Source organism: Pantoea sp. EABMAA-21 (genome assembly GCF_030053335.1).
GTDB classification, from domain to species: domain Bacteria; phylum Pseudomonadota; class Gammaproteobacteria; order Enterobacterales; family Enterobacteriaceae; genus Pantoea; species Pantoea communis.
Window position 1 is genome coordinate 21856 of record NZ_JASGBX010000003.1, and the last position, 25619, is coordinate 47474.

The following is a 25619-nucleotide window of genomic DNA, read 5'->3' on the forward strand; positions in this document are numbered from 1 at the left end:
CGGCACAGCATTTATTCGATAAAAGTATGCGGGTAGAAGCGTGACAGATCCTGAGTGATCAGCGCGCGATCTTCACGAATGCCGATACCAGCAGGTTGATCGTCAATCAGCCAGCTACCGATCAAGGTGTAGCTGTCGCCGAACTTCGGCAACGGATGGAATTGCTGGATGATCATTCCCTCTTCGCCGTACGGACCTTCAGCACGGGCGATCTCCTGGCCGTTTTCAATGATGCGAATATTGGCGCCTTCACGTGAAAACAGCGGTTTCACCACGTACTTGTCCATCTGCGGGGCATTTATGTCGTCGGCAAAGTAGGCGGGCAGCAGATTGGGATGGTCAGGAAACATTTCCCACAGCAGCGGCAGCAGCGCTTTATTCGAGATAATGCTTTTCCACGCCGGTTCTAACCAACGCACACCGGCATCTGCCAGCTTGGTGGAGAACACTTCACGCAGCATAAATTCCCACGGATAAAGCTTAAACAGGTTGCTGATCACCTGATCATGCTGATCGGTAAACTGGCCTCTTTCACCCAACCCAATTTCATCGATATACAGGAATTCATTCGGCAGGCCGGCTTCGGTGGCGCAATCCTGCATGTACTGTACTGTGGCACGATCTTCTTCGGTGTCACGGCAGCAGGCAAAGTGCAGCCAGTTAAAACCGTGCTCCTGATGCAACGCGGCAAAGCGCTCAATCAACTTTTCCTGCAGGCTATTAAACTGGTCACTGCCTTGTGGCAGGTTGCCCGCATTGACTTGATCTTCCAGCCAGATCCACTGGAAAAAGGCGGCTTCATACAGAGAGGTCGGCGTGTCGGCGTTATTCTCCAGCAGCTTGGCATCGCCTTTACCGTCCCAGGCTAAATCCAGGCGGGAATAGAGCGACGGCTGACGCAGCTTCCACGAGTCTCGTACGAAGTCCCAGGTGTGTTTGGGAATGCAGAAGCGGGTGAGCAGTTCATCACTGTTCACCACTTTTTCCACCGCCTGCAGGCACATCTGATGCAGTTCGGCGGTGGTATCTTCTAATTGCTCAACCTGTGCCAGGGTGAACTGGTAGTAAGCGTCTTCACACCAGTAAGGTTCGCCATACATGGTATGAAACTGGAAGCCGTATTCGTTGGCTTTTTCGCGCCAGTCCGGGCGTTCGCTGATAGCAATACGTTGCATACTACGGCTTAGCCTCCCATCGAGCGGCTGCTGCCAGTGCTGCTGCGATTGGTGCTGGTGGCATTGCTGCGCTGCAGGGTGTTTTGTTTCGCAACGCTCTCACCGAAGCCACCACGCGTGATGGTGGAGGTGGTCGCTGGCTTAGGTGCCATGGCGGTTTTCGGCACGTTCATGCTGCGGCCTGAGGTCGCTGCACCATAGTTTTTGCCGGAAGCATCGACAAACTGACCGTTAGCCGGGCTGTTCGGGGTTTTCGGTGAGAACAAGGGTTGCTGCGCAAAGCCCGCGCCGCCGCCCATCATGCGACCCATCATGTAACCGGCCATCAGCGGCATCCAGAAGCTACCGCTCTGCTGCGCTTCGGCATTGTTGGTGCTACCGACACCGGCCTGGGCAGGAGTTTGCTGGCACTGATTCTCACCGAACTCTGCGACGCAATCTTCGCGCGTGGCGTATTTCGGTGCGGTGCGTTCGGCTTCTTTCTTCGCATTGTTATACGCAGTGGTACATTGCGCGCTCTGGCTAGGGTTAGCTTTCGCACAATCATCCGCGTTTTGGTACAGCGATACTGTCTCATCGCTCTGTTCGCAGCCAGCCAGCATAAACACTGCGGTCACCGCGAGTGCCACTGGCGTTAAATGGCGTGCCTGCCAGCTTTTACGAAAAGCGGCATGACGAATATGTTTAGTCCGTTTCATTATTTTCATCCTGTGCCCAAAGGTGGGGCTTAGGATAGGTGATGAGTGGTGGAAAATGAAGCGAGAAGCCGGATGGCTGGGGGATCTTTACGTTGTTATACGTTTGAATGCGAAAGGGGCCGCAAGCGACCCCTTAAGGGATTAATTACCGAAAGGATTTCCGCTGCTGTGCGCGGCAGCCGGGCGCGCTTTCGCGGCGGCTGAAGGTGCCGAAGTTTTCGGACCATTATCGACACGTGAAGCCTGCTGGCTGTTTTCCGGTGCCACCACTTCAGGTGCGGTGGTGATTTCCTTGCCCAGCGTGCTGTTCAGCTGCTGCAGGTCCTGCTCATTCAACGTACCCAGCGCATATTTGATGTTCAGCTGGTTAATCAGGTAGCTGTAACGCGCATCAGAAAGTTGCTGTTTAGAGTTGAACAGGGTTGTGGTCGCATCCAGCACATCAACGATGGTACGGGTACCCACCTGATAACCGGCTTCCATTGCATCCAATGAGCTTTGAGCAGAGACAACGGCCTGCTTGTAAGCATCAATGCTGCTGATCGACGCATTAACGTTGTTGAACGAAGAACGCACGGTCTGGATCGCACTACGATGTGCGCCTTCCAGCTGTTCGCTGGCGGCAACAAAGTTGTACTGCGCCTGTTTCACCTGCGAGGTCACTGAACCACCGCTATACAGCGGCAGGGAGAAGCTCAGGCCAACCTGGTTGGAACCCGTGATGGAATCGGTGGTGCCTGAACTCTGGTTCGCACGGCTGCCGCCATATTTGCTGTTAGACATACCGGTTGAGGCAGTCAGATCCAGCGTTGGCATATGGCCTGTTTCCGCAGAGCGAATCTGCTCGCGCGCTAAATCCTGGCTCAGACGTGCAGATAACAGGTTGAGGTTACGGCTTTCCGCTTGTTTCAGCAGGGTCGCAACGGCATCAGGACGTGCGGTTTTGAAACGATCGATATTCAGTGAAGCCAGTGCCAGATAATCCATACCGGTGATCTGACGCAGCGATTCCACCGCGTTATCAAGGTTGTTACGCGCGGTCACTTCGTTGGCCAGCACGCTGTCGTACTGGGCACGGGCGTTCTGCACGTCAGTGATCGCTACCAGGCCAACGTTGAAGCGCTGGGTGGTTTGATCCAATTCGCGGTAAATCGATTGTTTCTGCGCTTCCGTGTAAGAAAGGGTATCAATCGCCTTCAACACGTTGAAATACGCCGTTGCGGTATTCAGAATCAGATCCTGTTGTGCAACCTGATAAGTCACATCCTGAATCCCGGCGGTTTTTTCCTGCAGTGACAGCGCACGCCATTTCGACATATCGAAAATGGTTTGTGTTAATTGCAGAGAAGCGCTGGTCGTGTTGGAATGAAGGCCGCTGCTGTCACGGTAACCGTTGTTATAGGTATAATCTGCACCCAGGCCTAACTGTGGAAGTAAAGGGCTACGCGCTTCGTTAATTTTCTCAAAGGCTGCATCACGGTCAGCGGCAGAAGCACGCAGATCCGGGTTGCTAAGGCGCGCCTGCTGGTAAACCTGCAACAGGTTCTCTGCCTGGCTGGCAAGGCTAAATCCGCCCAGGCTCAACCCAATAAAAAGTGGGAGCAGTTTTTTCATTTGCATTCCTTTTGTTGCAGCAAATTGCACTGGTAGTGCTGCAGGTAAGCCAAAAAATAATCGCCGATTCTACAGAGGCGGCGTCAGAGATAAGTTGGCTGAACGTGCCTTCTTCCCCTAATTTACGTAAATAATTCAGAAAGAACCACTCGGACGGAGCACAAGGGTTGGCTTTTCTTCGCTCCATCCCAATCTGCATAAGGAACCAGATGATGGCGGGTGAAAAAAAATCCCCTGTGACTTTCACAAAAAACGATGTAGAAATTATTGCACGCGATACACGCTACGATGGTTTTTTTTCCATTATTAGCTACCGTTTCCGCCATCGCCGCTTTAATGGCGAGATGAGCGGTGAGGTAGTACGCGAAGTTTTTGAGCGCGGACACGCCGCCGTGCTGCTACCCTATGATCCCTCACGCGACGAAGTGGTGCTAATCGAACAGATTCGCATCCCGGCTTATGATTCCAGCCCAACGCCCTGGCTGCTGGAAATGGTGGCCGGTATCATTGAACCCGGTGAAACGCCGGAAGATGTGGCGCGTCGCGAAGCCGTAGAAGAAGCAGGCCTCAAGGTCGGGCGTGTGAAACCGATAGTGAATTACTTAGCCAGCCCAGGCGGAACGTCTGAACGTTTGTCGGTGCTGGTGGGCGAAGTGGATGCCAGCCTGGCAGAGGGAAATCACGGGCTGGAGGAAGAGAATGAGGATATTCTTGTCCATGTGGTGAGCCGCGAACAGGCTTATCGCTGGGTGGAAGAGGGGATTATTGATAACGCGGCATCTGTCATCGCCCTGCAATGGCTGGCGTTGCACCATGAAAAACTACGACAAGAGTGGAAGCTAAAATGAAACAGCGCTATACCCCTGACTTTCCCGAAATGATGCGATTGTGCGAAACCAATTTCGCCCAACTGCGTCGCCTGCTGCCGCGTGATGACGAGGCAGGCGCGTCGGTGATCTATCAGGTGAGCGGCGCCCGTTATCAGCTGACTATTCAAGAGTCGACGCGTTATACCACGCTGGTGGAGATTCGCCAGGTGGCCCCGGCAGTAAGTTACTGGAGCCTGCCATCCATGTCCGTTCGGCTGTACCATGATGCGATGGTCGCTGAAGTGTGTTCCACTCAGCAGATCTATCGCTTCAAAGCGCGCTATGATTATCCTAATAAAAAACTGCATCAGCGCGATGAAAAACATCAGATTAACCAGTTTCTTGCAGATTGGTTGCGCTATTGTCTGGCGCACGGTGCTGTAGCAGTGCCGGTCTGCTGATAGCATACAACTATGGCGTGGAGAGAAAGGAAACGCTTTGGATAGCCTGCTTACTCTTCCTGCGGCAAATGGGGCCGATATCAGGATTTTACAAATCACGGACACCCATCTTTTTGCAGGAAAACATCAATCGCTGCTTGGGGTAAATACCTGGTCGAGTTTTGATGCGGTGCTGGACGCCATCATGGCACAACAGCGCGATTATGATTTGATTATCGCCACCGGCGATCTCGCCCAGGATCACACCGTCGAAGCTTATCAACACTTTGTAGCGGGCATTTCACGCCTGCCAAAGCCGTGTGTCTGGCTGCCGGGGAATCACGATTTTCAGCCCGCGATGGTCAATACACTTGCCGATGCCGGAATCGCTTCCGATAAACATGTGCTGTTGGGTGAGCACTGGCAGTTGGTGCTGCTGGATAGTCAGGTCTTTGGTGTGCCGCATGGCATGTTAAGCGAGTACCAACTCGAGTGGCTCGACAAGGCGCTGCGCCTGCATCCTGAGCGCCATACGCTGGTGCTGCTGCACCATCATCCGCTCGCTTCCGGCTGTACCTGGCTGGATCAGCATAGCTTGCGCAATCCCCATCAATTAGAAGCGGTGCTGCAACACTTCCCGCGTGCGCGTAATCTGGTGTGTGGCCACATTCATCAGGAATTAGATCTCGACTGGCATGGTCGTCGCGTGCTGGCTTCTCCTTCGACCTGCGTGCAGTTCAAACCGCATTGCACCAACTTCACCATCGATAACGTCGCGCCAGGTTGGCGCTGGTTAACCCTGAAGGCAGATGGCGTACTGGAAACCGAAGTGAATCGTCTGCAAAGCGATCTGTTCCGTCCCGATCTCGATTCCGAGGGCTACTAAGCGATGGCGGTGCTGATCTATCTGCACGGATTCAACAGCTCTCCGCAATCGGCCAAAGCCACACAACTGCAGCAGTGGGTAGCGCAACATCATCCGCACATTAATGTTCTGGTGCCGCAGCTGCCCACGTTCCCCGCCGAAGCCGCCAGCATGCTGGAAGAGCTGGTGATGCAGTACGCCGGTGAGCCACTTGGCCTGGTGGGATCGTCGCTCGGGGGCTACTTCGCGACCTGGCTCTCGCAATGCTTTATGCTGCCGGCGGTGGTGGTCAATCCAGCGGTGCGCCCGTTTGAGCTGCTGGTGGATTATCTCGGCGAGAACCGTAATCCCTACACCGGCCAGCAATATGTGTTAGAGTCACGCCACATTTACGATCTGAAAGTCATGCAGATTGACCCTCTCGAAGCGCCCGATTTACTCTGGCTGCTGCAACAGACCGGCGATGAAGTACTCGATTACCGCCAGGCGCTGGAATACTACAGCGCGTGCCGCCAAACGGTCGAAGAGGGTGGCAATCATGCTTATATCGGATTCGAACGCCATTTTGCGCAGATCATTGATTTTCTGGGATTAAATGCTCCCTGATTGCTGCGAGATGGACCCCTATTCCTATTGCTAATCAGACAGTTACGATGAGCCAATCAAGTTATAATGCCGATGCCATTGAGGTCTTAACCGGTCTTGAACCGGTGCGTCGTCGTCCGGGGATGTACACCGATACCACGCGCCCAAACCATCTGGGCCAGGAAGTGATCGATAACAGTGTCGATGAGGCGCTGGCGGGTCACGCCAAACGCGTGGAAGTGATCCTGCATGCGGATCAGTCGCTGGAAGTGATCGATGACGGTCGCGGCATGCCGGTAGATATCCATCCGGAAGAGGGTGTGCCAGCGGTTGAGCTGATTCTTTGCCGTCTGCATGCGGGCGGTAAATTCTCCAACAAAAACTACCAGTTCTCCGGCGGCTTGCACGGCGTGGGGATTTCGGTGGTCAACGCCCTGTCAAAACGCGTAGAAGTCACCGTGCGCCGCAATGGCGAGATCTACGATATTGCCTTCGAAAATGGCGATAAAGTGCAGGATCTGACGGTGACCGGCACGGTCGGCAAACGTAACACTGGCACGCGCGTGCATTTCTGGCCGGATGAGAGTTTCTTCGACAGTCCACGCTTCTCGGTGTCGCGCCTGACGCATGTGTTGAAAGCCAAAGCGGTGCTCTGTCCGGGCGTGGAGATCGTGTTTAAAGACAAGGTCAATGATACCGAGCAGACATGGCTCTATCATGGCGGCCTCTCTGATTACTTATCAGAAGCAGTCAACGGCCTCCCTACCTTGCCGGAAAAACCCTTTGTCGGCAGCTTCGCGGGTGATGTGGAAGCGGTGGATTGGGCGTTACTATGGCTGCCAGAAGGCGGCGAACTGCTGACCGAAAGCTACGTCAACCTGATTCCCACTATGCAAGGCGGGACGCACGTCAACGGTCTGCGTCAGGGCTTGCTGGATGCGATGCGTGAGTTCTGCGAGTTCCGCAATATCCTGCCACGCGGCGTAAAACTGTCTGCGGAAGATATTTGGGATCGCTGCGCCTACGTGCTGTCGGTGAAAATGCAGGATCCGCAGTTCGCCGGTCAAACCAAAGAGCGTCTCTCTTCGCGTCAGTGCGCGGCATTTGTCTCGGCTATCGTGAAAGATGCTTTCAGCTTGTGGTTGAACCAGAACGTGCAAGCCGCCGAAATGCTGGCCGAACTGGCGATCTCCAGTGCTCAGCGTCGTATGCGCGCGGCCAAGAAAGTGGTGCGTAAAAAGCTCACCAGCGGACCCGCACTGCCGGGCAAACTGGCAGACTGTAGTGCACAGGATCTGAATCGCACCGAACTCTTCCTGGTGGAAGGGGACTCCGCAGGTGGATCGGCCAAGCAGGCGCGCGATCGTGATTATCAGGCGATCATGCCGCTTAAAGGTAAGATCCTGAACACCTGGGAAGTCTCATCGGACGAAGTGCTGGCCTCGCAGGAAGTGCACGACATCTCGGTGGCGATCGGTATCGATCCCGACAGTGAAGATCTGAGCCAGCTGCGTTACGGCAAGATCTGTATCCTTGCGGATGCGGACTCCGATGGCTTACACATCGCCACCTTGTTGTGTGCGCTGTTTGTGAAGCACTTCCGCTCGCTGGTACAACACGGCCATGTTTATGTCGCCATGCCACCGCTGTATCGCATCGATCTCGGCAAAGAAGTCTTTTACGCGTTGGATGAAGACGAGAAAGAGGGCGTGCTGGAGCAGCTGAAGCGCAAGAAGGGCAAACCGAACGTACAGCGCTTCAAAGGTCTGGGTGAGATGAACCCGCTGCAGCTGCGTGAAACCACGCTCGACCCGAACACCCGTCGTCTGGTGCAGCTGACAGTCAGCGATGATGATGTCGAGCAGACGCTGCGCGTGATGGACATGCTGCTGGCGAAGAAACGTTCTGAAGATCGCCGTAACTGGCTACAGGAAAAAGGCGACCTCGCCGACCTGGAAGCTTGATGTCCCGGACTTTTATCATGGGCTCGGATTATCGAGCCCCTAATTTCCCTGCCTCAGTCCTTCGCAAAAAAAGTTTCCCCTCGTAAGGAATAAAGTGTTCTGCTGATGCTCTTATGCATCAAAACACTCACCATTAGACAAAAGTTGCTTTATGTCCAGGAACGACATTGACCATCAAATAAAGGAACTGATCCCCCGGCTGCGCCGCTTTGCTTATTGGCTGACGCGTGACGTTCACGAGGCCGATGATCTGGTGCAATCAGCGCTGGTGCGTGCGTTGACGAAGTGGTCGATGCGACGCGAAGAGGCATCGCTGAAAAGCTGGTTATTCACCATCCTTTACCGACAATTTTTGGCGGATAAACGGCGTAAGGCACGTTATTGGGGATTACTGAGCAAGTTTAAGCATGAAGAAGCTGAGTACTGGCCATCAGCGGAAGATGAAGTGGCAACACAAGGAATGCTGGCTGCTTTTAACCACCTCTCTCAAGAGCAACGAGGCTTGCTACTTCTCATCGTCATTGAGGGGTTTAGCTATCAGGAGGCGGCAGTCATGCTAGATGTGCCTATTGGCACGGTGATGTCCCGTCTATCACGGGCACGAAAAGCCATGCACCATCTTTGTGAGGGTAACGTCCCACGAACGACGTTGAGAGTAATGAAATGAGAATTCCGCCGAACGAACACGACTTGCATGCATATGTGGACAATCAGCTTAACGATCATGAGCGTGCCATCGTTGAACGTTATATTGCCCAGCAACCGCAAATTGCCAGGCAAGTTCAGACCTGGCAGTGGGAGGCGCGACACCTGCGAACTGCACTCTCTGAATTTCAGTTGCCCCTTTTGCCTGAGAGGCTTGATCCAGCATTTATTCGGGCACGTCACGTCCAGCGATCGCGCTTACGCCTTAAACTGGCCGCCTGCTTTGTGCTCTGCGTTGGGCTAAGTTCAGCGGGGGGATGGCAAATGCATGACTGGCGAAATCAAAATGTTGCGCCAATGGGTGATGCGATAGAAGCCTATAAACTGATGGTTGTCGATGGAAGTATTGGCCCTGATGTGGTTCAGCATCAGCCAGATACACTAAATAACTGGTTGAATCAGCACGTGGGCTCAGACGCACGCTTACCTGATTTACAATCGGCCGGCTTTAGTCCGGTGAGCGGACGTTTATTCACAACTGAGCAAGGTGCAGCAGCCATGGTGCTATACCAGGATACATCAGGACACACCATCAGCTTCTATCTTCGCCAACCGGATTCACGTCATCCGTTGCTAAAAAGTGGTCAGCGCACTGATCACGGACTTCAGGCGCGATATGGATCTTGTCACGGTTTGAATTATGCAATGGTCGGCACGGTGAAAAATCTAAGTAATCCGAAGTTGGAACTAATAATTAATACGCTGACCTGAATTTTTTAAATTTAAATGAAGCATCAGGGAATAATGCATTATGTGAAGCATCTTATCATCAACGTCATCCATGAAGGTTGATGATTTACAGGAGTGAAATGAGATGCGAATTCTTCGCTATTCAACGACGGCAGTGATATTGGCTGGGGTGATATCTTTTTATTTTCCGAGCACACTTTATGCTAAGAATGACAATAAGCATGAAGTGCACAGGGTAACTTTTGATGGAGCGATAAAAAATAATACCCTCGCCATGAATCCGAATGAAAAAATGGCAGTGGTTGCCAGCAGTGAGAATTCTGAAGTTGTCATTTATGATTTAGTCAATGGCAAGGTTCAGGGCGTGTTAAAAAATTACGTGACGCCACGCAATATCATCTTTGCACCGGATGGGAAAAGTTTTTATATCTCAGACAGCAGCAAAGGTGTTGTGGATCGTATTGATAGTGAATCTTTCCAGACCATTAACCAATACGCTATTGGGCCCGGAGCGTTTGGTACGGCGCTGAACTCTGACGGTAAAGCTTTGTACGTGAACAATCAATCCAGCGACTCGGTGACAGTGATGAACACTGAAACGGGTGTTGCGCAGGCTGTGATTAAAGGTTTTGCCCAACCGAGACAAGGTGTGCAACTGAGCCCTGATGGACATCGTTTGTATGTGACGAATTTCCTCGGGGATAAGATCGCTATAGTGGATACCGCAGGAAATAAAATTATTGGAGAGATTAGCGGATTCAATAAAATCCGCGCCATTTCGGTCACGGGTGATGGTAAAACACTTTTCGCTGCTAATAGCGGAAGTAATACGGTGGCCGTAGTCGATATTGCAAGTCAAAAGATCATGCTTTCTATTCCCGTGGGGGAGCAACCCTATGGCGCTGCACTCTCTCCCGATGGGGGTTTTATTTACAGTGGCAATCTCATTGATAATAGCGTCTCAGTCATTGATGTTAATAAACTGAGTGTTATTACCACTATTACAGGCTTTGACCACCCTCGTCAGGCTCTGGTGTTCACTCGCGATAATAAATATGCCTATGTATTGAACCAGGATCTGAGTCTTTCAAAGATAGAACGTGCTACACAAAAAATTATTGATACCCTCAAGCTGTAAAAGATAAATAATAAAACCAAGGAGCTATATATGTTGAAACTTAAACCATTATTGATTTCCACTGTATTATTCACTTTGTCAGCAGGACAAAGTTTTGCCGCTGATGCAGATAATGCGCGAGCGCATTTTCAGGCGATTGCTGCGGGTGATATGGCTGAGATAATGGCGCATTATGCCGCTAACGCGCATCTGGAATGGGTTGGAGGACCGCTGGATGGGGCCTATAACTCCAGCGATGCCATTCAGCAGGTATGGAGCAAATTCAGCACTGCCCAAGGAAATTTGCAATACACCGTGAATAACCTCACTGAAGCGAGCAATCCTAAAGGCAGCACGGTTTCAGCACAGGTGCACTTTAACGGTAAAAATGCGTTGAACGTGAGCTACATCTTGACCTACCGCGCGGGTAAAATTGTTTCTGAAATTTGGCAGGTCACGCCTAATCCCGCAAAATAATCACCATAAGTGCTGTCCTGCCGTGAGTGGCGGGGCAGCAATGGCAATTGTGTTATCCTGCCGCCTAAAACCGTACCATTGTGCCAGACGGCGCAATGCGAAAGGATAGAATGCGTGAAAATCACACTGGAAGAGCTACGCGCCTGGGTGGCGGTGGTGGATACCGGCTCAATCACAGCGGCGGCCGAGCAGCTCGATCAAACCAGTTCTGGTATCAGCCGGGCGTTGAGTCGGCTGGAAAGCAAATTACAAACCACGCTAATGCACCGCACCACGCGGCGTCTCGCGCTTACCGAGGAAGGCTTGATCTTCCTCGATCATGCGCGCCAGATCCTTTCGTCGGTAGAACTGGCAGAAGAGCAGATCGCCCAGCGCCGAGACATTCCTTCAGGCAGATTGCGCATCAATGCCAACGCCCCCTTTATGCTGCACGTGATCGTGCCGCTGGTGGCGGAATTTCGACAGCGTTACCCGCTGATTCAGCTGGAGTTGAATACCGACGACATCATGATCGATTTGCTGGAGCAGCAGACCGATATCGCGATTCGCGTCGGGGAGTTGCGTGATTCTACGCTGCGTGCCCGCGTGCTGGGCAGCAGCGCCACGCGTTTAGTGGCGAGCCCGGCTTACCTGCAGCAGTATGGCAGCCCGGAATCAGTTGAGGCGTTAGCAGCTCATCAGCTGCTCGGCTTCAGTCAGTTGGATGCACACAATGTCTGGCCTGTTTGGCAAAGTGAGGGTGAGTTTTTGCAGATTAAGCCCACGCTGTCGGCTTCCAGTGGCGAGACGTTGCGTCAGCTGGCGTTAGCAGGACAGGGCATTGCGCGCCTGTCTGATTTTGTCAGCCGTAAAGATCGCGAGCGGGGCGATTTAGTGCAGGTGCTGGAGCAGGAAACGCGCGAATGGCGCCTGCCGATTCACGCCGTGTATTACCGTAATCAATCTCTGACCTCGCGCATTACCTGTTTTCTCGATTTTCTGCGCGAGAAGATAGAACAAGATCGCCTGCTATAAAAAAGCCCCTGCATAGGCAGAGGCTTAGACGATTAACGAACCGGCTCTAATACCAGGATCTTCACATCCACCACATCGTCTTTAATCGTGGCGCGATGCGCATCCATGTGCGGCATTTGCTGATGCTGCTCAAGATGGCGCAGCGATTCCCACTGCTCTAGCATGAAAATGGAATCTGGGGAATTCTGCTTCCACGGCACCTGCGCCTGATGGTCAACCAGCGCGTCATACTGATGGCAACCCTCTTCTTCCAGCACGGTGGGGATCAATTTATTGATGGCATTCAGCACCACATGACGGCGGCCTGGCTTGACGCAAATTTCTGCAACGACGGTTAACATAGCGCTTCCTCTTTTCCCGGTGTGCTTACAGTTAAGCAAAGATCTGGCTGAGATGAGTCCGATAACGTTCGATATCGCGCGGCACGTCCGGCATCTTGATCACATCGTTACAGATAAAGGTCGGTAAACCTTCCATGCCAAGGAACTGGTTGGCTTTGTGGAAGTGCAGATAGAGACCATCCACGCCCACGCCTTCGAAGAACTGCTCAGGATCATTAAACGCTTCCAGCGGTGCGTTCCACGTCAGCGATAGCATGTATTTTTTGCCCTGAATCAGACCGCCTGAACCGTACTTTTTGCCCGCATCGCTGCGCGTACGACCATCACTGGCATACAGTGAACCGTGGCCTTCGGTGAACACGTCATCAATGTATTTTTTCACCGTCCACGGCTCGCCCATCCACCAGCCAGGCATCTGATAAATCACCACATCGCTGTCGAGATATTTCTGCACTTCTTCTGCCACGTTGTAATCGCTGTCGGCAACGGTGACCACCACGTTATGGCCCAGATCGCGCAACTGGCTGGCTGCCACGTCAGTGAGGGTGTGATTCAGTTCGCCTTTCGAGTGGGCAAAAGTTTTACCGCCGTCGATGATTAAAATATTGCTCATGGATGATTCGCTCCGTTTCCCGTTGATGGCGCACACTGTACGCGCGCAGGCGAAGCGAAAAAATGCGTGATTGATCACAAGACTTTTGCTAATAAAGCAACAATGCGCAGGGCTATGCAACAATCCGCGCGCAAACCAACATCAACATAAAAAAGAAGAAACCATGAAAACCGCGATACTGAGTGCATTACTTCTGGTGAGTGGCGCTGCGTCGGCGCAATCCCACCTCGACGAGATTCGTAGCAGTAAAACCCTAAAAGTCTGTACCACGGGCGACTACAAGCCTTACAGCTATCTGCGCAGCGATGGGCAATATGAAGGCCTGGATATCAGCATGGCGCAGTCACTGGCGGCAAGTCTGGGTGCCAAAGTGCAGTGGGTGCCAACCACCTGGAAAACCATGAGTGACGATTTCGTGGCGAAGCAGTGTGATATCGCGCTGGGTGGCGTGTCCGTTACCTTAAAACGCCAGCAGATTGCCTGGTTTGCCGAGCCGCTGGGTGTGGATGGCAAAATCCCGCTGGTGCGCTGTGATGATAAAGACAAATACCAAACCGTCGCGCAGATCAACAAGCCGAGCGTGCGGGTGATTGAACCCGCTGGCGGCACCAATGAAGCCTTTGTGCACAGCCACTTACCGCAGTCGACGCTGCAACTGGCCGATAACGTCGGTATTTTCCAGCAGCTGGTGGATAAGAAAGCCGATGTGATGATTACGGATGCGTCCGAAGCATTGTTCCAGATGAAGCACTACCCGACGCTGTGCGCCATCAATCCGGATAAGCCGATGCAGTATGGTGAAAAAGCCTACATGATTCCGCGTGATGATATGAGCTGGAAACTGTATGTCGATCAGTGGCTGCATCTTAGCACCGCCACCGGCGAATATGCGCAGATCGCCTCGCAGTGGCTGGGTGTGATTAAGTAAACTCATGCCTGATGCATCGCGCCGCTACTGGAGCGGCGCGATTATTGCGTGGCTCAAAAGGGGCAACGTGGCCCCATTCGAGCACTCAGCGATACAAACTTGCTTTACCCAATCCACCAAACAGATTCATCTTGTAGCGAATCACTGCTTTGGCGGCGGTAATCGCTTCCGGATAAATCACATTGGGATCCCACCAGGTTTCACGCGCCAGAATTTCGCGCAGTTTAGCGAAGTAGGCGTACTTCATATCGCTGGAAATATTGATTTTGCCCACGCCGAGGGTCACCGCCTCAGCAATCTCCGCATCTGGGTTAGCAGACCCCCCGTGCAGCACCAGCGGAATATCGGTGCGTTGGGCAATATCCTTCAGAATATGCATCTGCAGTTCCGGCTTCATATCTTTTGGATAGATACCGTGCGCGGTGCCAATTGCCACTGCCAGAGTATCGACGCCGGTGCGCTGGATAAAATCTTCTGCCTGCGCCGGTTCGGTATAGATCACTTTGCTAACGCCACCTTCCACGGTGGTGCCGGTATCGCCAATGGTGCCGAGTTCACCTTCTACCGACACGCCCACCGAATGCGCCAGCTTCACCACCTCTTTGGTCAGCGCCACGTTCTCTTCGTACGGCAGCAGTGATCCATCAATCATCACTGACGTAAATCCACATTGGATGGCGCGCAGCACCTGCGCAATCGATGCACCGTGGTCGAGGTGAATGGTGAAGGGCACTTTGCTCTTCAGCGTGCGTTCCCGCACATAGCCAAAGAATTCATCGGTCACAAACTCCAGCTCACTCGGGTGAATCGAGATGATCGCCGGGGTGTTAGTGGCTTCGGCTTCCTCCACCACGGCACGGATAAAGCAGCTGTCTGCTACGTTAAATGCGCCGATGGCGTAGCGGTGTTCACGAGTCGGTGCCAACATCTCTTTCATTGAAATCAACATGTTAATATTTCCTCAACGTGAGTTTTACCAGAGCCGACGCGTGCGCCGACCCGATGATGGATAAAAAGGGAAATGCTTCTGCATCCTGTTGCTGCACGACTTATCGCGCGGTATCTTGCCGCTGCTTTAAATCACGATGACCGAAGCGGCTTTTCAGGTGCGTATAAATGCGTCAAATCACGTGCGTTCGTTTCAGCGCTATGCATTTAGGGTGAGCGCGCCCGAGCACTACGCTTTGCCAGCCGATCCCGTCCAGCTCAGATACTCAATCACCACTTCACGGCAGGCGGATTCCATCAGCCCAAGCAGATCGGCCAGTTCCGCGTGCGGATGCTGTTTCAGCGCCTGCTCAACCGCGTTTTTACCGGCATCAAACACGGCGGCACCGACGTTAATCTTCGCCACGCCATGCTGACTAACGCGGCGAATATCCTCGGCGGGTGTGCCCGAACCACCATGCAGTGCCAATGGGCGTGTTGAGACCGCATGCAGCTCCTGCAAGCGCTGGAAATCAATCTGCGGCTTCACGCCCGCTGGATAAAGGCCGTGCGCGGTGCCCACTGAAATCGCCAGCAAATCGATATCGGTTTGCTCGATAAACGGCAGCACGTCGGCAACCTGAGTCATCTTCACCGACGCATCCGCCAGTTCATAAGTGGGTGCATCGGCGATATGCCCCAGCTCGCCTTCGACGCAAACGCCAGCGGTGTGCGCCATCTTCACTACCGCTGCGGTCTGGCGAATATTTTCGGCCAGCGGATCGGCAGAGGCATCGATCATCAGGCCGGTAAAGCCGGCGCGAAACGCCTGACCAATCAGCGGAAAGGCCTTGCCGTGGTCCAGCGCCAGCGCAATCGGTACCGTGGCGTCTTTCGCCAGCGCCTGCACCAGCGGCACCGCCACGGCGGGTGGGAAGTGTGTGCTGTGACCCTGATAGACATTCAATATTAGCGGTGCACGCTGCTGTTCGGCGGCCTGAATCGCCGCCCGCGCGGTTTCAAGGTTGAAGCAGTTTATCGCCAGCACGGCATACTGCTGCTTAGCGGCGGCCTGAATCAGGTCATTCATCATGGCAAACATGGTGGCTCCTTATTCCAGTGTGAATTTGATCTCTTCGTCGCGGACGCCAGGGGCTTCCACGTCATCGAACTCTTCATCTGCCTGCGTCACTGGCTTCTTCATCAGCGACAGCATCACGCCACACACCACGGTGCCGATGCCCAGCGCCAGACAGAACATCAGCGGTTTGGTGAACAGCGGCACCACAAACATGCCGCCGTGCGGCACCGGTGCTTCCACGCCCCACACCATAATCAGCCCACCGGCGATGGCAGAGGCCACCACGCAGCTGCCGACCACACGCAGCAGGTCACGCGCCGCAATCGGAATCACCCCTTCGGTGATCATGCAGATACCCATCGGGAAGGCGGCTTTCAGCGCCTCTTTCTCCGCTTTGGTGTACTTATGGCGCGTCAGCAGATACGACAGCGTGATGCCAAACGGCGGAATCATTGAGCCGACAAACTTCACTGCTTCCGGGCCATAAATCCCGTCGACCAGCATGCCGTCGGCGAACAGCGACATGGTTTTGTTGATGGGGCCGCCGAAGTCAAAAGTCGCCATCGCACCCAGCACCGCACCCAGCACAAACTTCGATCCGCCCTGCATCGATTCCAGCAGATGAATCAGCGCCTTCTGCAGCCAGACAATCGGCTGGCCAATAAAGGTCATCATCAACAGACCGGCGATGATGGTGCTCAACACCGGCAGCACCATAATCGGCATCAACCCCTGCATTGACTGCGGCAGCTTAATGGTGCGGCGCAACAGCAATATCGTGTAACCCACCAGGAAGCCGCCGAGCATACCGCCGATAAAACCGGTGCCGATCTGCCCGCAGATAAAACCGACGATCAAACCGGGCGCAAAGCCGGGACGATCGGCGATGGAGTAGGCGATGGCCGCGCTGATCAGCGGCACGATCAAGCCCATGCCCCAGCCGCCGATCTGATTCAACATCCAGGCGATAGTGCCGGTTTGCTTGCCGACATCCGGCCCGCCAATCACCTGGCCGAGCGCGATACAGATCCCGGCGGCGACGATCAGCGGGATCATCCAGGATATCCCGGTGAGCAGATGGCCTTTGATCTCTTGTCCGTACTGACGTTTGTTGTCGTTCATGATGGATCTCCTCAGGCACGCGCCAGTGAATCCGCCACTTTTTCGAGGAATTTCACCGGTGACTTGATCACCACTTCGGTTTTCACTCGTACGATGGGTTTGCCCTGAAAGCGTTCTTCACCGTTGATCTTCACATCAATGGCGAGGATCACCACGTCAGCGGCGGCGATGTCTTCACGCGTCAACGCGGTTTCAGTGCCGATGGTGCCCTGGGTTTCAACGTGGATGGTGTGGCCCAGTGCATGAGCGCCTTTGATCAGTTTTTCACGCGCAATATAGGTATGCGCGATGCCTGCCGTGCAGGCCGCTACACAGACGATATTCATGTGTCACCTCAAAGAGTTAGGGAATTAACAGAGGTCGGTTTCGGCGTACTGGCTAAACAGCCGGATGATATTGCTGGGGTCGTTTTCCACCAGCAGTTGGGCTATCACCTCATCATCGGCCAGCGCGCTGGCCACCTGCGACAACAGGCGAATATGGGTGGTGTTCTGATCTTCCAGTCGCACCGCGAACAGGATGATGCAGCGCACCTGGCTGCCATCGAGCGTTTCCCAGGGGATATCCTGTTGGGTACGACCAATGGCTAATGTGGTGTGTTGGACGGCGGAAGACTTGCCGTGCGGAATGGCAACGTGGTTTTCGAACCCGGTTGAGCCCTCAGCTTCACGCAGCCAGACATCTTCAATAAAGGCTGCACGATCGGTGATGGCGCCGTCCTGATACAGCAGATCGGTTAGTTCGTTAATCACTTCTTCTTTGGTGGTGGCGGTGAGCGCCAGGTTAACGCGGCGTGGCGTCAGAATGCGGGAAATGTCCATGGGTTTTACCTCATTCAATTAATGTTCAGCCAACGCGCAGTGCGCGCCGTCCGGCAGCTGGCTGCCAATCATGGCGTCAGTGACCCGCCGGATATCGTCATCGTTAAAAAATGCACTCACATACACTGCTGGGATTGGCCCGGCGTTGAGATGGATAGTGGTGATCACTAAATCCACTGTCTGGTTCTGACAAAACGCGGCGTGATTGCTGGCAGAGACCACACCCGCAATTTCCCAGTCAGGGAACGCCCGCAGGATGCGGCTCTTCAGCAGATGCGACGTCCCCACGCCGCTGGAACACACCACCAGAATGCGTTTATGGGCAATTTGCCGCTCCAGCGCGGCCTGGAAATGCACGCAGAGATAACCGATTTCGTCGTCAGCCACTGGCGAAAGCCCGTAAGTGCGAGCGGTTAATTGCATCGCCTGGTGCGTTAACGAAAATATGCCTTTCATTTCCTGCTGAATATCCTCCAGCAGCGGATTGCGAATATGAATATGATATTTGAGTCGATTTAAGAGTGGCTTTATATGCACCAGTAAGCCGTCAAATAATAATCGGTCCTGCGCTAAATCTTGCTGAATAAAGGCTGCAAAACGATCAATTAATTCACAGGTTATTTTTACGGACTCTGCGGTGCAGAATTGATTATGCATCGGCGCATTATCGCCGCGCTCTTCCACCACAATGCCGGATGACACGATATATTGATAAATAAAACCCACTTCATCGGCGGGCAGGGCACAGCACATCCGCTGTTCAATCTGCGTCACCATTTGCTGGGCAATCAGTAAAATGCGCTGATCGAGATCCTGCATTGTGGCCAGAGTGGCCAGTGCCAGCGCATTCCCCTGCGCCATCCGATGCATCATGATCAGAATATGGGTGCAGAGGTTCAGATACCAGGCATCGCCTAGCGGGTAACTGAGTTGCTGCTCCATCTGTTGCAGCAGCGTCTGCACAAAAGCCACATCCTCATTGCCAAAATAATGCACCAGTGCCTGCTGGCTGCCGGGATCGAGACGCGGCAACAGCGGCGTACCGGCAACGTTTTGCTGCATCACATCATTGATCAGGGAGACCATTGCCTGACGCAGCGCCTGTTCGTTACCTTCGATATGGGTGCCACCTGGCCCACGTTGCAGCGTCAAACCCAACGGCTGTAGCCACTCTTCAATCACTTTCAGGTCATTCACAATCGAGGCGTGGCTGATAAAATAGCGTTCCGACAGCTTACTGATAGAGGTCGCACGCGGGGCGTCACTCAGCAACTGCGAGGCAATTTTTACTCGGCGGCTGTTTTGCCCCAGCGCATCGGCACTGCTTTCATCGCCGTTGAGTTGCTGCTCCAGTTGCAGGCGCTGCTGGATATCATCAACCCGCAAACGCACGCCGCGGCCTGGGGTTTTCTCCAGCGTCAGTGACCAGCTACCAAGCCAGCTTTCCAGCCACTGCAAGTCGCGCTGAATCGTCTTTTCTGACACGCCCAACTGTAGGGCTAATTCTCTGATCGGCTGAGGTGCAGCATGTTGCAACAGCAGTTTGACTAAACGGTGTTGTCGCGAAGTCAGTATTTGCATTCGGTCACCCTTTATTTTGGCAAAGCGTTTTTAAGATTATTTCCTCGTTATCTATTTCTTCATGCCAGAAATCAGGAGCGCAATATTGATGTCTTATGGAGTATAAATTTAGGAAAGGACGGTGTAAGCAACAATACTAAATGTTGTCCATGATTACGGACAGCTTTAATACACCTGAAATTGTTAATAATTAATTGCGATCCTGCTCACATATTAATGGGAATATTGATTGTGATATTGATCTCATTCCTTTTTCATTTTCCAACCGATATCACGTTATTTAATGCCATACGATTCTGCCTGCGGTCATTGGCTTCCCTGTGACTAACTCGCACGAATAAGGTACTATCCTCGCCAAATGAGCGCCGGATGCCCCGCCGTTGCGGGCCACGAAGTGAGGATGCGAGCTTAATGAGCGAATTGACGCAGGATGGTGCAGAGCGTCTTGCCCTGCACAAATTTACGGAAAACGCGTACCTGAACTACTCCATGTACGTGATCATGGACCGCGCACTGCCGTATATCGGCGATGGCCTCAAGCCGGTGCAGCGCCGAATTGTATACGCGATGTCGGAACTGGGCCTCAATGCCAGCGCCAAATTTAAAAAATCTGCCCGTACCGTCGGTGACGTATTAGGTAAATACCATCCGCATGGCGACAGCGCCTGTTATGAAGCGATGGTGTTGATGGCACAGCCGTTCTCCTATCGCTACCCGCTGGTGGATGGTCAGGGCAACTGGGGTGCGCCGGACGATCCCAAATCCTTCGCCGCGATGCGTTACACCGAGTCACGCCTCTCCAAATATGCCGAGATTTTGCTGGGCGAGTTGGGACAAGGTACGGTCGATTACATCCCGAACTTTGACGGCACCATGCAGGAGCCGAAGATGTTGCCGGCACGTCTGCCGAATATCCTGCTGAACGGCACCACCGGTATCGCCGTGGGCATGGCCACCGATATCCCACCGCACAACCTGCGTGAAGTGGCGGAAGCGGCGGTGAAGCTGATCGACAAACCCAACACTACGCTGGATGAGTTGCTGGATATTGTGCAGGGTCCGGATTATCCGACCGAAGGCGAGATCATCACGCCGCGCAGCGAGATCCGTAAAATCTACCAAAGCGGGCGCGGTTCGATCCGTCAGCGCGCGGTGTGGAAGAAAGAAGATGGCGATGTGGTGATCACTGCACTGCCGCACCAGGTTTCCGGTGCGCGCGTGCTGGAGCAGATCGCTAACCAGATGCGCAATAAAAAGCTGCCGATGGTGGAAGATCTGCGTGATGAATCCAACCACGAGAACCCAACGCGTCTGGTGATTGTGCCACGCTCGAATCGTGTGGATGTGGAGCAGGTGATGAATCATCTGTTTGCCACCACCGATCTGGAAAAGAGCTATCGCGTTAACCTGAATATGATTGGGCTGGATAACCGTCCGGCGGTGAAAAACCTGCTGGAGATCCTGTCTGAATGGCTGGTGTACCGTCGCGATACCGTGACGCGCCGCCTGAACTATCGTTTAGAGCGCGTGCTGCGCCGCCTGCATATCCTCGAAGGTTTGCTGGTGGCGTTCCTCAACATTGATCAAGTGATTCACATCATCCGTACCGAGGACGAGCCTAAGCAAGTGCTGATGTCGCGCTTTGAACTCAGCGATACGCAAGCCGAATCCATTCTGGAACTGAAACTGCGCCATCTCGCCAAACTGGAAGAGATGAAGATTCGTGGTGAGCAGGCGGAGCTGGAGAAAGAGCGCGATCAACTGCAGGCGATTCTGGCGTCCGAACGCAAGATGAGCAATCTGCTGAAGAAAGAATTGCTGGCAGATAGCCAGACCTACGGTGACGATCGCCGTTCACCGCTGCATGAGCGTGAAGAAGCTAAAGCGCTGAGCGAAACCGAGCTGGTGAGTGCCGAGCCGGTGACGATTGTGCTGTCGCAGATGGGCTGGGTGCGCAGCGCCAAAGGCCACGATATCGATCCAACCGGTCTCAGTTACAAAGCAGGTGACAGTTACCTCGCCGCCGCACGCGGTAAGAGTAACCAGCCAGTGGCCTTTATCGACTCCACCGGCCGTAGTTATACGCTGGATCCAACCTCGTTGCCGTCGGCGCGCGGGCAGGGCGAGCCGCTAACCGGCAAACTGACGCCACCGCCAGGTGCCGCGTTTGAACAGGTGCTAATGGAAGCGGACGACCAAAAACTGTTGATGGCCTCCGATGCGGGTTACGGCTTTATCTGTACCTTTGCCGATTTGATTTCGCGCAACCGCGCCGGTAAAGCGCTGCTAACGTTGCCAGACAATGCCAAAGTGATGACGCCAATGGCGGTGCATTCGGGCGATGATATGCTGCTGGCGATTACCCAGGCCGGACGTATGTTGATGTTCCCGGTGGGCGATCTGCCACAGATGTCGAAAGGCAAAGGTAATAAAATCATCTCTATTTCATCAGCGGATGCCGCTGCGGGCGTGGATAAGCTGCAGTGGTTGCTGATTCTGCCGCCGGGCAGTTCGATTACCCTGTATGTCGGCAAACGTAAGCTGATTATGCGCGATGAAGATCTGCAAAAAGTGCGTGCCGATCGCGGTCGTCGTGGCAGCGTGTCGCGTGGCCTGCAGCGCATTGATAGCGTGGAAGTGAACGCGCCAGCGCGCCCGAAAAGTGACGCCAGTAGCGAAGAATAAGACTGACCAGGCAATGGATTGCCCAACTTGAGGAAGCTATGTTACTAATTTTACGCACGATTATTGTTGTCGTTTATTCGATTTTGGTGTGCATCTTCGGCAGTATCTGGTGTTTGTTCTCACCGCGTAATCCTCGCCATGTGGCGACGTTCGGCCATATGTTTGGTCGCCTGTCGACGGTGTTTGGCGTCAAAGTCGAGCTGCGCAAACCCGCCGACGCGGAGAGCTATGGCAATGCGATTTACATTGCCAACCATCAGAACAATTACGACATGATCACGGCGGCGAAGATCGTGCAGCCGACCACGGTCACCGTCGGCAAAAAGAGCCTGCTGTGGATCCCCTTCTTTGGTCAACTCTACTGGCTGACCGGTAATTTGCTGATTGACCGTGATAACCGCGCAAAAGCGCATGGCACCATCGGTGAACTGGTCGAGCAGTTTAATAAAAAGAAGATTTCATTCTGGATGTTCCCGGAAGGTACCCGCAGCCGTGGCCGTGGTTTACTGCCGTTTAAAACCGGTGCGTTTCATGCTGCAGTGGCAGCAGGTGTGCCGATCATCCCTGTGGTGGTGTCGAATACCCACGGCAAAGTGAAACTTAATCGCTGGAACAACGGCCTGGTGATTGTTGAAATGCTGCCGCCAGTGGATACCAAACAGTTTGAAACCACCTCGGTGCGCAAATTAGCCACCCACTGCCGCGAATTAATGTCTGCTAAGCTGGAAGAATTGAACGCCGAAGTCGCCGAACGCGAAAAAAACGGTAAACTCTAGCCATCCACGGGGTAGAAACGCTGCCCCGTGCTCATCACAGCAAAAACTCACTAACAAGAACAACATGGACACGGCGTCTTCACGCCCCGCTCAAAAGGTCTGAAGTTTTATGTCTTGCAGCAGACGTCAGTTTATTCAGCTTTCCGCCGGTGTTGCGCTGGCGACCAGTAGCATGCCTTATGCCGCCTACGCTGCGGCTCCGATGGGCGATGTGCCGCTTCCTGTTCCGCCACTGCTTGAGTCTCGCCGTGGCCAACCGCTCTTTTTGACGCTGCAACGCAGCCATTGGTCATTTAGCGGTAATAACAATAAAGTGCCGGTCTGGGGTATTAATGGCATGTACCTCGGTCCCACGGTGCGCGTCTACAGCGGCGATGACGTGAAGTTGATTTACAGCAACCGTCTCAACGAACCGGTGGCGATGACGGTAAGTGGATTGCAGGTGCCGGGTGCCTTAATGGGCGGTGCACCGCGCATGATGTCAGCCGGCGTTGACTGGGCGCCGGTATTGCCGGTACGTCAGGGCGCATCGACCTTGTGGTATCACGCCAATACGCCAAATCGTATGGCGCCACACGTCTACAACGGTCTGGCGGGCATGTGGCTGATTGAAGATGACGTCAGCAAAGCGCTGCCGCTGCCCAAACACTATGGCGTTGATGACTTCCCGCTGATTATCCAGGACAAGCGTCTCGATAACTTTGCCACGCCGGTTTATAACCCACCATCAGACGGCGGTTTCCTCGGGGATACGTTGCTGGTCAACGGCGTGCAGAATCCGTATGTCGAGGTGTCGCGTGGTTGGGTGCGTCTGCGCCTGTTGAATGCTTCGAACGCGCGTCGCTTTGATTTGAGCTTCTCGGATAATCGTCCGTTTACCGTGATTGCCAGCGATCAAGGCTTCCTGCCTGCGCCCGTTGCGGTGCAAACGCTGTCGCTGGCACCCGGTGAACGCCGTGAAGTGCTGGTGGATATGTCGCAGGGCGATGAAGTCTCGATTACGGCAGGGACTGCGGCGGGCCTGATGGATCGCCTGCGTGGTCTGTTTGAACCTTCCTCCATCCTCGCCAACACGCTGGTTCTGAGCCTGCGGCCAACCGGCTTACTGCCGCTGGTTACCGACAATCTGCCGATGCGTTTATTAGCGGATCAGATTCTGGATGGCGTGGCGGTGCGCACGCGCGAATTCCGCATTGGCGACAGTGTGCCGGGCATCAATGGCGCACTGTGGGACATGAGCCGCATCGACACCACGGTGCAACAGGGCACCTTTGAACGCTGGATTATCCATGCCGATCGCCCGCAATCGCTGCATATTCAGGGCGTGATGTTCCTGATCAAAAGCGTCAATGGCGCACAGCCGATGGGCGAAGATCGCGGCTGGAAAGATACGGTGTGGGTGGATGGTGATGTGGAGTTGCTGGTGAGCTTCCCGCAGAGTTCTTCGGATCACTTCCCGTTTGTCTACTACAGCCAGACGCTGGAATTAGCCGACCGCGGCACGGCGGGGCAGTTGCAGGTCAATCCGGTGCCATAAGAAAAAAGGTGCGCAGTGATGCGCACCTTACAACAGTTCGTCAAATCGACAGGGTCACGATTCATAGCAACCCGCACATGACCGCATGGCTGTTGTGAAGCCAATACAGGCGAGCACGCATTGACCGTATTCGCCTGGCGGTTAAACGGTGCCGACTTAGCCGTTAAAGCTCTCCGGATCCGGCCCCAAACGATTCCCTTTATCCAGCTTAGTGATCTCGCTGATCTCGGGTTTTTCCAGTCTGAAGTCGAACACCTGGAAGTTTTCACGAATACGTTCCGGCGTCACCGATTTTGGAATCACCACTAATCCGCTATCCAGATGCCAGCGAATGACAATCTGCGCTGGCGTCTTACCGTATTTCTTCGCCAGTTCGCGGATGATCTCCTGATCGAATACTCCTTTACCGCCTTGCGCCAGCGGGCTCCAGGATTCGGTTTGGATCTGATGCAGTGCGTTCCAGGCATGCAGGGTGCGCTGTTGCAGCATCGGGTGCAGCTCAATCTGGTTCACCACCGGCGAGACGCCTGTTTCATCGATCAGGCGTTTGAGATGGGCTTCATGGAAGTTACAGACGCCAATGCTTTTGGTTAAGCCCTGCTGTTGCAGCTCAATCATCTTTTTCCAGGCTTCAACGTAGTGATCTTTTTCCGGGCACGGCCAGTGCATCAGATAGAGATCGACGCTCTCCAGTTGCAGCTTCTTCAGGCTGGTCTCAATCGCCTGCTGACCGTTCTGCTGGTCGTCATTCCACAGTTTGGTGGTAATGAAAATGTCTTCGCGTGCGACATCGGTGTCCTGCAGTGCCTGACCGACGGCTTCCTCATTTTTGTAGATGGCGGCGGTGTCAATCGAGCGATAGCCTACTTTTAGGGCCTCGACAATCGCCGCCCGGGCATCCTCGATACTCGCTTGCCAGACACCGAGTCCGAGTTGCGGCATCATATTGCCGTCGTGCAGTTTGATAATGGGTTGCTCTGCCATAGTTGCTCCTTATCTGTTGCAGTGACTTACCGTAAAAGCGCTGTGGTTAAGTCTAGTCAACAAACTCAAC

At 53.8% G+C, this 25619-nt stretch carries 26 protein-coding genes; 14 read left to right on the plus strand and 12 right to left on the minus strand.

What is annotated here, in order from left to right:
* Positions 1-11: 11 nt before the first annotated feature.
* From QMZ65_RS05595 to tolC, 3 genes are all read right to left on the minus strand, one after another.
* Entirely contained in the window at positions 12-1175 is a 1164-nt protein-coding gene (locus QMZ65_RS05595) for a glutathionylspermidine synthase family protein (RefSeq protein ID WP_283215559.1), read from the minus strand.
* Positions 1176-1183: 8 nt separating this feature from the next.
* On the minus strand, positions 1184-1873 hold the full coding sequence (locus tag QMZ65_RS05600; protein WP_097118143.1) for a DUF1190 family protein: 690 nt from the start codon (positions 1871-1873) through the stop codon (positions 1184-1186).
* A 141-nt stretch (positions 1874-2014) separates the two neighbouring features.
* On the minus strand, positions 2015-3487 hold the full coding sequence (gene tolC, locus QMZ65_RS05605) for an outer membrane channel protein TolC (protein WP_097118142.1): 1473 nt from the start codon (positions 3485-3487) through the stop codon (positions 2015-2017).
* A gap of 212 nt (positions 3488-3699) precedes the next feature.
* Between tolC and nudF the strand changes: the two genes are divergently transcribed.
* The 10 genes from nudF to QMZ65_RS05655 all read left to right on the plus strand — a co-directional run bounded on the left by nudF (position 3700) and on the right by QMZ65_RS05655 (position 12153).
* Positions 3700-4335 (plus strand): ADP-ribose diphosphatase, encoded by a 636-nt coding sequence (gene nudF / locus QMZ65_RS05610; RefSeq protein WP_283215669.1) that lies wholly within the window; start codon positions 3700-3702, stop codon positions 4333-4335.
* Positions 4332-4757 (plus strand): DUF1249 family protein, encoded by a 426-nt coding sequence (locus tag QMZ65_RS05615; protein ID WP_034828381.1) that lies wholly within the window; start codon positions 4332-4334, stop codon positions 4755-4757. Before nudF ends, QMZ65_RS05615 begins: the two co-directional genes overlap by 4 nt.
* Positions 4758-4794: 37 nt before the next feature.
* Positions 4795-5622, plus strand: coding sequence for a 3',5'-cyclic-AMP phosphodiesterase (gene cpdA, locus QMZ65_RS05620; protein WP_034828383.1), 828 nt, complete (start codon positions 4795-4797; stop codon positions 5620-5622).
* Between the two features lie 3 nt (positions 5623-5625).
* Positions 5626-6207, plus strand: a complete 582-nt coding sequence (gene yqiA / locus QMZ65_RS05625; protein WP_034828385.1) for an esterase YqiA — start codon at positions 5626-5628, stop codon at positions 6205-6207.
* 47 nt (positions 6208-6254) lie between these two features.
* The gene (parE, locus tag QMZ65_RS05630; RefSeq protein WP_160833686.1) at positions 6255-8150 is read left to right on the plus strand and encodes a DNA topoisomerase IV subunit B; all 1896 of its coding nucleotides are present in this window, start codon (positions 6255-6257) and stop codon (positions 8148-8150) included.
* Between the two features lie 151 nt (positions 8151-8301).
* Positions 8302-8817 carry a sigma-70 family RNA polymerase sigma factor gene (locus tag QMZ65_RS05635; protein ID WP_034828390.1) on the plus strand — a complete coding sequence of 172 codons (516 nt, stop codon included), beginning with the start codon at positions 8302-8304 and terminating at the stop codon, positions 8815-8817.
* Complete coding sequence (locus tag QMZ65_RS05640; protein ID WP_283215560.1) at positions 8814-9566, plus strand: anti-sigma factor family protein; 753 nt, start codon at positions 8814-8816, stop codon at positions 9564-9566. The genes QMZ65_RS05635 and QMZ65_RS05640 overlap by 4 nt, the downstream gene beginning before the upstream one ends.
* 103 nt (positions 9567-9669) lie before the next feature.
* The gene (locus tag QMZ65_RS05645; RefSeq protein WP_283215561.1) at positions 9670-10683 is read left to right on the plus strand and encodes a beta-propeller fold lactonase family protein; all 1014 of its coding nucleotides are present in this window, start codon (positions 9670-9672) and stop codon (positions 10681-10683) included.
* Between the two features lie 30 nt (positions 10684-10713).
* The gene (locus QMZ65_RS05650; protein WP_283215562.1) at positions 10714-11139 is read left to right on the plus strand and encodes a nuclear transport factor 2 family protein; all 426 of its coding nucleotides are present in this window, start codon (positions 10714-10716) and stop codon (positions 11137-11139) included.
* Between the two features lie 114 nt (positions 11140-11253).
* Positions 11254-12153, plus strand: coding sequence for a LysR substrate-binding domain-containing protein (locus QMZ65_RS05655; RefSeq protein WP_160833685.1), 900 nt, complete (start codon positions 11254-11256; stop codon positions 12151-12153).
* Positions 12154-12185: 32 nt separating this feature from the next.
* On the opposite strand, the gene QMZ65_RS05660 is transcribed toward QMZ65_RS05655, so the two are convergent.
* Both QMZ65_RS05660 and QMZ65_RS05665 read right to left on the minus strand, forming a co-directional pair.
* The gene (locus QMZ65_RS05660; RefSeq protein WP_283215563.1) at positions 12186-12494 is read right to left on the minus strand and encodes a putative quinol monooxygenase; all 309 of its coding nucleotides are present in this window, start codon (positions 12492-12494) and stop codon (positions 12186-12188) included.
* 31 nt (positions 12495-12525) lie between these two features.
* Positions 12526-13107: an NAD(P)H-dependent oxidoreductase gene (locus QMZ65_RS05665; protein WP_283215564.1), complete on the minus strand. Its 582-nt coding sequence runs from the start codon at positions 13105-13107 to the stop codon at positions 12526-12528.
* Between the two features lie 163 nt (positions 13108-13270).
* On the opposite strand from QMZ65_RS05665, the gene QMZ65_RS05670 reads away from it, so the two are divergent.
* A complete protein-coding gene (locus QMZ65_RS05670) occupies positions 13271-14035 on the plus strand; it encodes a transporter substrate-binding domain-containing protein (protein ID WP_045831819.1) in 765 nt (254 codons plus the stop codon).
* A gap of 85 nt (positions 14036-14120) precedes the next feature.
* Here QMZ65_RS05670 and QMZ65_RS05675 read toward each other — a convergent pair whose 3' ends face one another.
* The 6 genes from QMZ65_RS05675 to QMZ65_RS05700 all read right to left on the minus strand — a co-directional run bounded on the left by QMZ65_RS05675 (position 14121) and on the right by QMZ65_RS05700 (position 19567).
* Entirely contained in the window at positions 14121-14984 is an 864-nt protein-coding gene (locus QMZ65_RS05675; protein WP_034828403.1) for a ketose-bisphosphate aldolase, read from the minus strand.
* Positions 14985-15212: 228 nt separating this feature from the next.
* Positions 15213-16064, minus strand: coding sequence for a class II fructose-bisphosphate aldolase (locus tag QMZ65_RS05680; RefSeq protein ID WP_283215565.1), 852 nt, complete (start codon positions 16062-16064; stop codon positions 15213-15215).
* Positions 16065-16073: 9 nt separating this feature from the next.
* A complete protein-coding gene (locus QMZ65_RS05685) occupies positions 16074-17165 on the minus strand; it encodes a PTS fructose transporter subunit IIC (RefSeq protein ID WP_283215566.1) in 1092 nt (363 codons plus the stop codon).
* 11 nt (positions 17166-17176) lie between these two features.
* Entirely contained in the window at positions 17177-17491 is a 315-nt protein-coding gene (locus tag QMZ65_RS05690) for a PTS fructose transporter subunit IIB (RefSeq protein ID WP_034828411.1), read from the minus strand.
* Positions 17492-17515: 24 nt separating this feature from the next.
* Entirely contained in the window at positions 17516-17986 is a 471-nt protein-coding gene (locus QMZ65_RS05695; protein WP_034828413.1) for a PTS sugar transporter subunit IIA, read from the minus strand.
* An 18-nt stretch (positions 17987-18004) separates the two neighbouring features.
* Positions 18005-19567 carry a BglG family transcription antiterminator gene (locus tag QMZ65_RS05700; protein ID WP_283215567.1) on the minus strand — a complete coding sequence of 521 codons (1563 nt, stop codon included), beginning with the start codon at positions 19565-19567 and terminating at the stop codon, positions 18005-18007.
* A gap of 411 nt (positions 19568-19978) precedes the next feature.
* Between QMZ65_RS05700 and parC the strand changes: the two genes are divergently transcribed.
* The 3 genes from parC to ftsP all read left to right on the plus strand — a co-directional run bounded on the left by parC (position 19979) and on the right by ftsP (position 24565).
* Positions 19979-22252: a DNA topoisomerase IV subunit A gene (parC, locus tag QMZ65_RS05705; RefSeq protein ID WP_283215568.1), complete on the plus strand. Its 2274-nt coding sequence runs from the start codon at positions 19979-19981 to the stop codon at positions 22250-22252.
* A gap of 38 nt (positions 22253-22290) precedes the next feature.
* The gene (locus QMZ65_RS05710) at positions 22291-23028 is read left to right on the plus strand and encodes a 1-acylglycerol-3-phosphate O-acyltransferase (RefSeq protein WP_283003825.1); all 738 of its coding nucleotides are present in this window, start codon (positions 22291-22293) and stop codon (positions 23026-23028) included.
* 109 nt (positions 23029-23137) lie between these two features.
* Positions 23138-24565 carry a cell division protein FtsP gene (gene ftsP, locus QMZ65_RS05715; RefSeq protein WP_034828418.1) on the plus strand — a complete coding sequence of 476 codons (1428 nt, stop codon included), beginning with the start codon at positions 23138-23140 and terminating at the stop codon, positions 24563-24565.
* A 156-nt stretch (positions 24566-24721) separates the two neighbouring features.
* On the opposite strand, the gene dkgA is transcribed toward ftsP, so the two are convergent.
* Positions 24722-25549: a 2,5-didehydrogluconate reductase DkgA gene (gene dkgA / locus QMZ65_RS05720; protein WP_034828419.1), complete on the minus strand. Its 828-nt coding sequence runs from the start codon at positions 25547-25549 to the stop codon at positions 24722-24724.
* Between the last annotated feature and the right edge of the window lie 70 nt (positions 25550-25619).

What these genes read in the sequence shown, in the direction of transcription:
- QMZ65_RS05595 (WP_283215559.1), bottom strand. Translation starts at nt 1,175, where the DNA reads ATGCAACGTATTGCTATCAGCGAACGCCCGGACTGGCGCGAAAAAGCC.
- QMZ65_RS05600 (WP_097118143.1), bottom strand. Translation starts at nt 1,873, where the DNA reads ATGAAACGGACTAAACATATTCGTCATGCCGCTTTTCGTAAAAGCTGG.
- tolC (WP_097118142.1), bottom strand. Translation starts at nt 3,487, where the DNA reads ATGAAAAAACTGCTCCCACTTTTTATTGGGTTGAGCCTGGGCGGATTT.
- nudF (WP_283215669.1), top strand. Translation starts at nt 3,700, where the DNA reads ATGGCGGGTGAAAAAAAATCCCCTGTGACTTTCACAAAAAACGATGTA.
- QMZ65_RS05615 (WP_034828381.1), top strand. Translation starts at nt 4,332, where the DNA reads ATGAAACAGCGCTATACCCCTGACTTTCCCGAAATGATGCGATTGTGC.
- yqiA (WP_034828385.1), top strand. Translation starts at nt 5,626, where the DNA reads ATGGCGGTGCTGATCTATCTGCACGGATTCAACAGCTCTCCGCAATCG.
- parE (WP_160833686.1), top strand. Translation starts at nt 6,255, where the DNA reads ATGAGCCAATCAAGTTATAATGCCGATGCCATTGAGGTCTTAACCGGT.
- QMZ65_RS05635 (WP_034828390.1), top strand. Translation starts at nt 8,302, where the DNA reads ATGTCCAGGAACGACATTGACCATCAAATAAAGGAACTGATCCCCCGG.
- QMZ65_RS05640 (WP_283215560.1), top strand. Translation starts at nt 8,814, where the DNA reads ATGAGAATTCCGCCGAACGAACACGACTTGCATGCATATGTGGACAAT.
- QMZ65_RS05645 (WP_283215561.1), top strand. Translation starts at nt 9,670, where the DNA reads ATGCGAATTCTTCGCTATTCAACGACGGCAGTGATATTGGCTGGGGTG.
- QMZ65_RS05650 (WP_283215562.1), top strand. Translation starts at nt 10,714, where the DNA reads ATGTTGAAACTTAAACCATTATTGATTTCCACTGTATTATTCACTTTG.
- QMZ65_RS05660 (WP_283215563.1), bottom strand. Translation starts at nt 12,494, where the DNA reads ATGTTAACCGTCGTTGCAGAAATTTGCGTCAAGCCAGGCCGCCGTCAT.
- QMZ65_RS05665 (WP_283215564.1), bottom strand. Translation starts at nt 13,107, where the DNA reads ATGAGCAATATTTTAATCATCGACGGCGGTAAAACTTTTGCCCACTCG.
- QMZ65_RS05670 (WP_045831819.1), top strand. Translation starts at nt 13,271, where the DNA reads ATGAAAACCGCGATACTGAGTGCATTACTTCTGGTGAGTGGCGCTGCG.
- QMZ65_RS05675 (WP_034828403.1), bottom strand. Translation starts at nt 14,984, where the DNA reads ATGTTGATTTCAATGAAAGAGATGTTGGCACCGACTCGTGAACACCGC.
- QMZ65_RS05680 (WP_283215565.1), bottom strand. Translation starts at nt 16,064, where the DNA reads ATGTTTGCCATGATGAATGACCTGATTCAGGCCGCCGCTAAGCAGCAG.
- QMZ65_RS05685 (WP_283215566.1), bottom strand. Translation starts at nt 17,165, where the DNA reads ATGAACGACAACAAACGTCAGTACGGACAAGAGATCAAAGGCCATCTG.
- QMZ65_RS05690 (WP_034828411.1), bottom strand. Translation starts at nt 17,491, where the DNA reads ATGAATATCGTCTGTGTAGCGGCCTGCACGGCAGGCATCGCGCATACC.
- QMZ65_RS05695 (WP_034828413.1), bottom strand. Translation starts at nt 17,986, where the DNA reads ATGGACATTTCCCGCATTCTGACGCCACGCCGCGTTAACCTGGCGCTC.
- QMZ65_RS05700 (WP_283215567.1), bottom strand. Translation starts at nt 19,567, where the DNA reads ATGCAAATACTGACTTCGCGACAACACCGTTTAGTCAAACTGCTGTTG.
- parC (WP_283215568.1), top strand. Translation starts at nt 19,979, where the DNA reads ATGAGCGAATTGACGCAGGATGGTGCAGAGCGTCTTGCCCTGCACAAA.
- QMZ65_RS05710 (WP_283003825.1), top strand. Translation starts at nt 22,291, where the DNA reads ATGTTACTAATTTTACGCACGATTATTGTTGTCGTTTATTCGATTTTG.
- ftsP (WP_034828418.1), top strand. Translation starts at nt 23,138, where the DNA reads ATGTCTTGCAGCAGACGTCAGTTTATTCAGCTTTCCGCCGGTGTTGCG.
- dkgA (WP_034828419.1), bottom strand. Translation starts at nt 25,549, where the DNA reads ATGGCAGAGCAACCCATTATCAAACTGCACGACGGCAATATGATGCCG.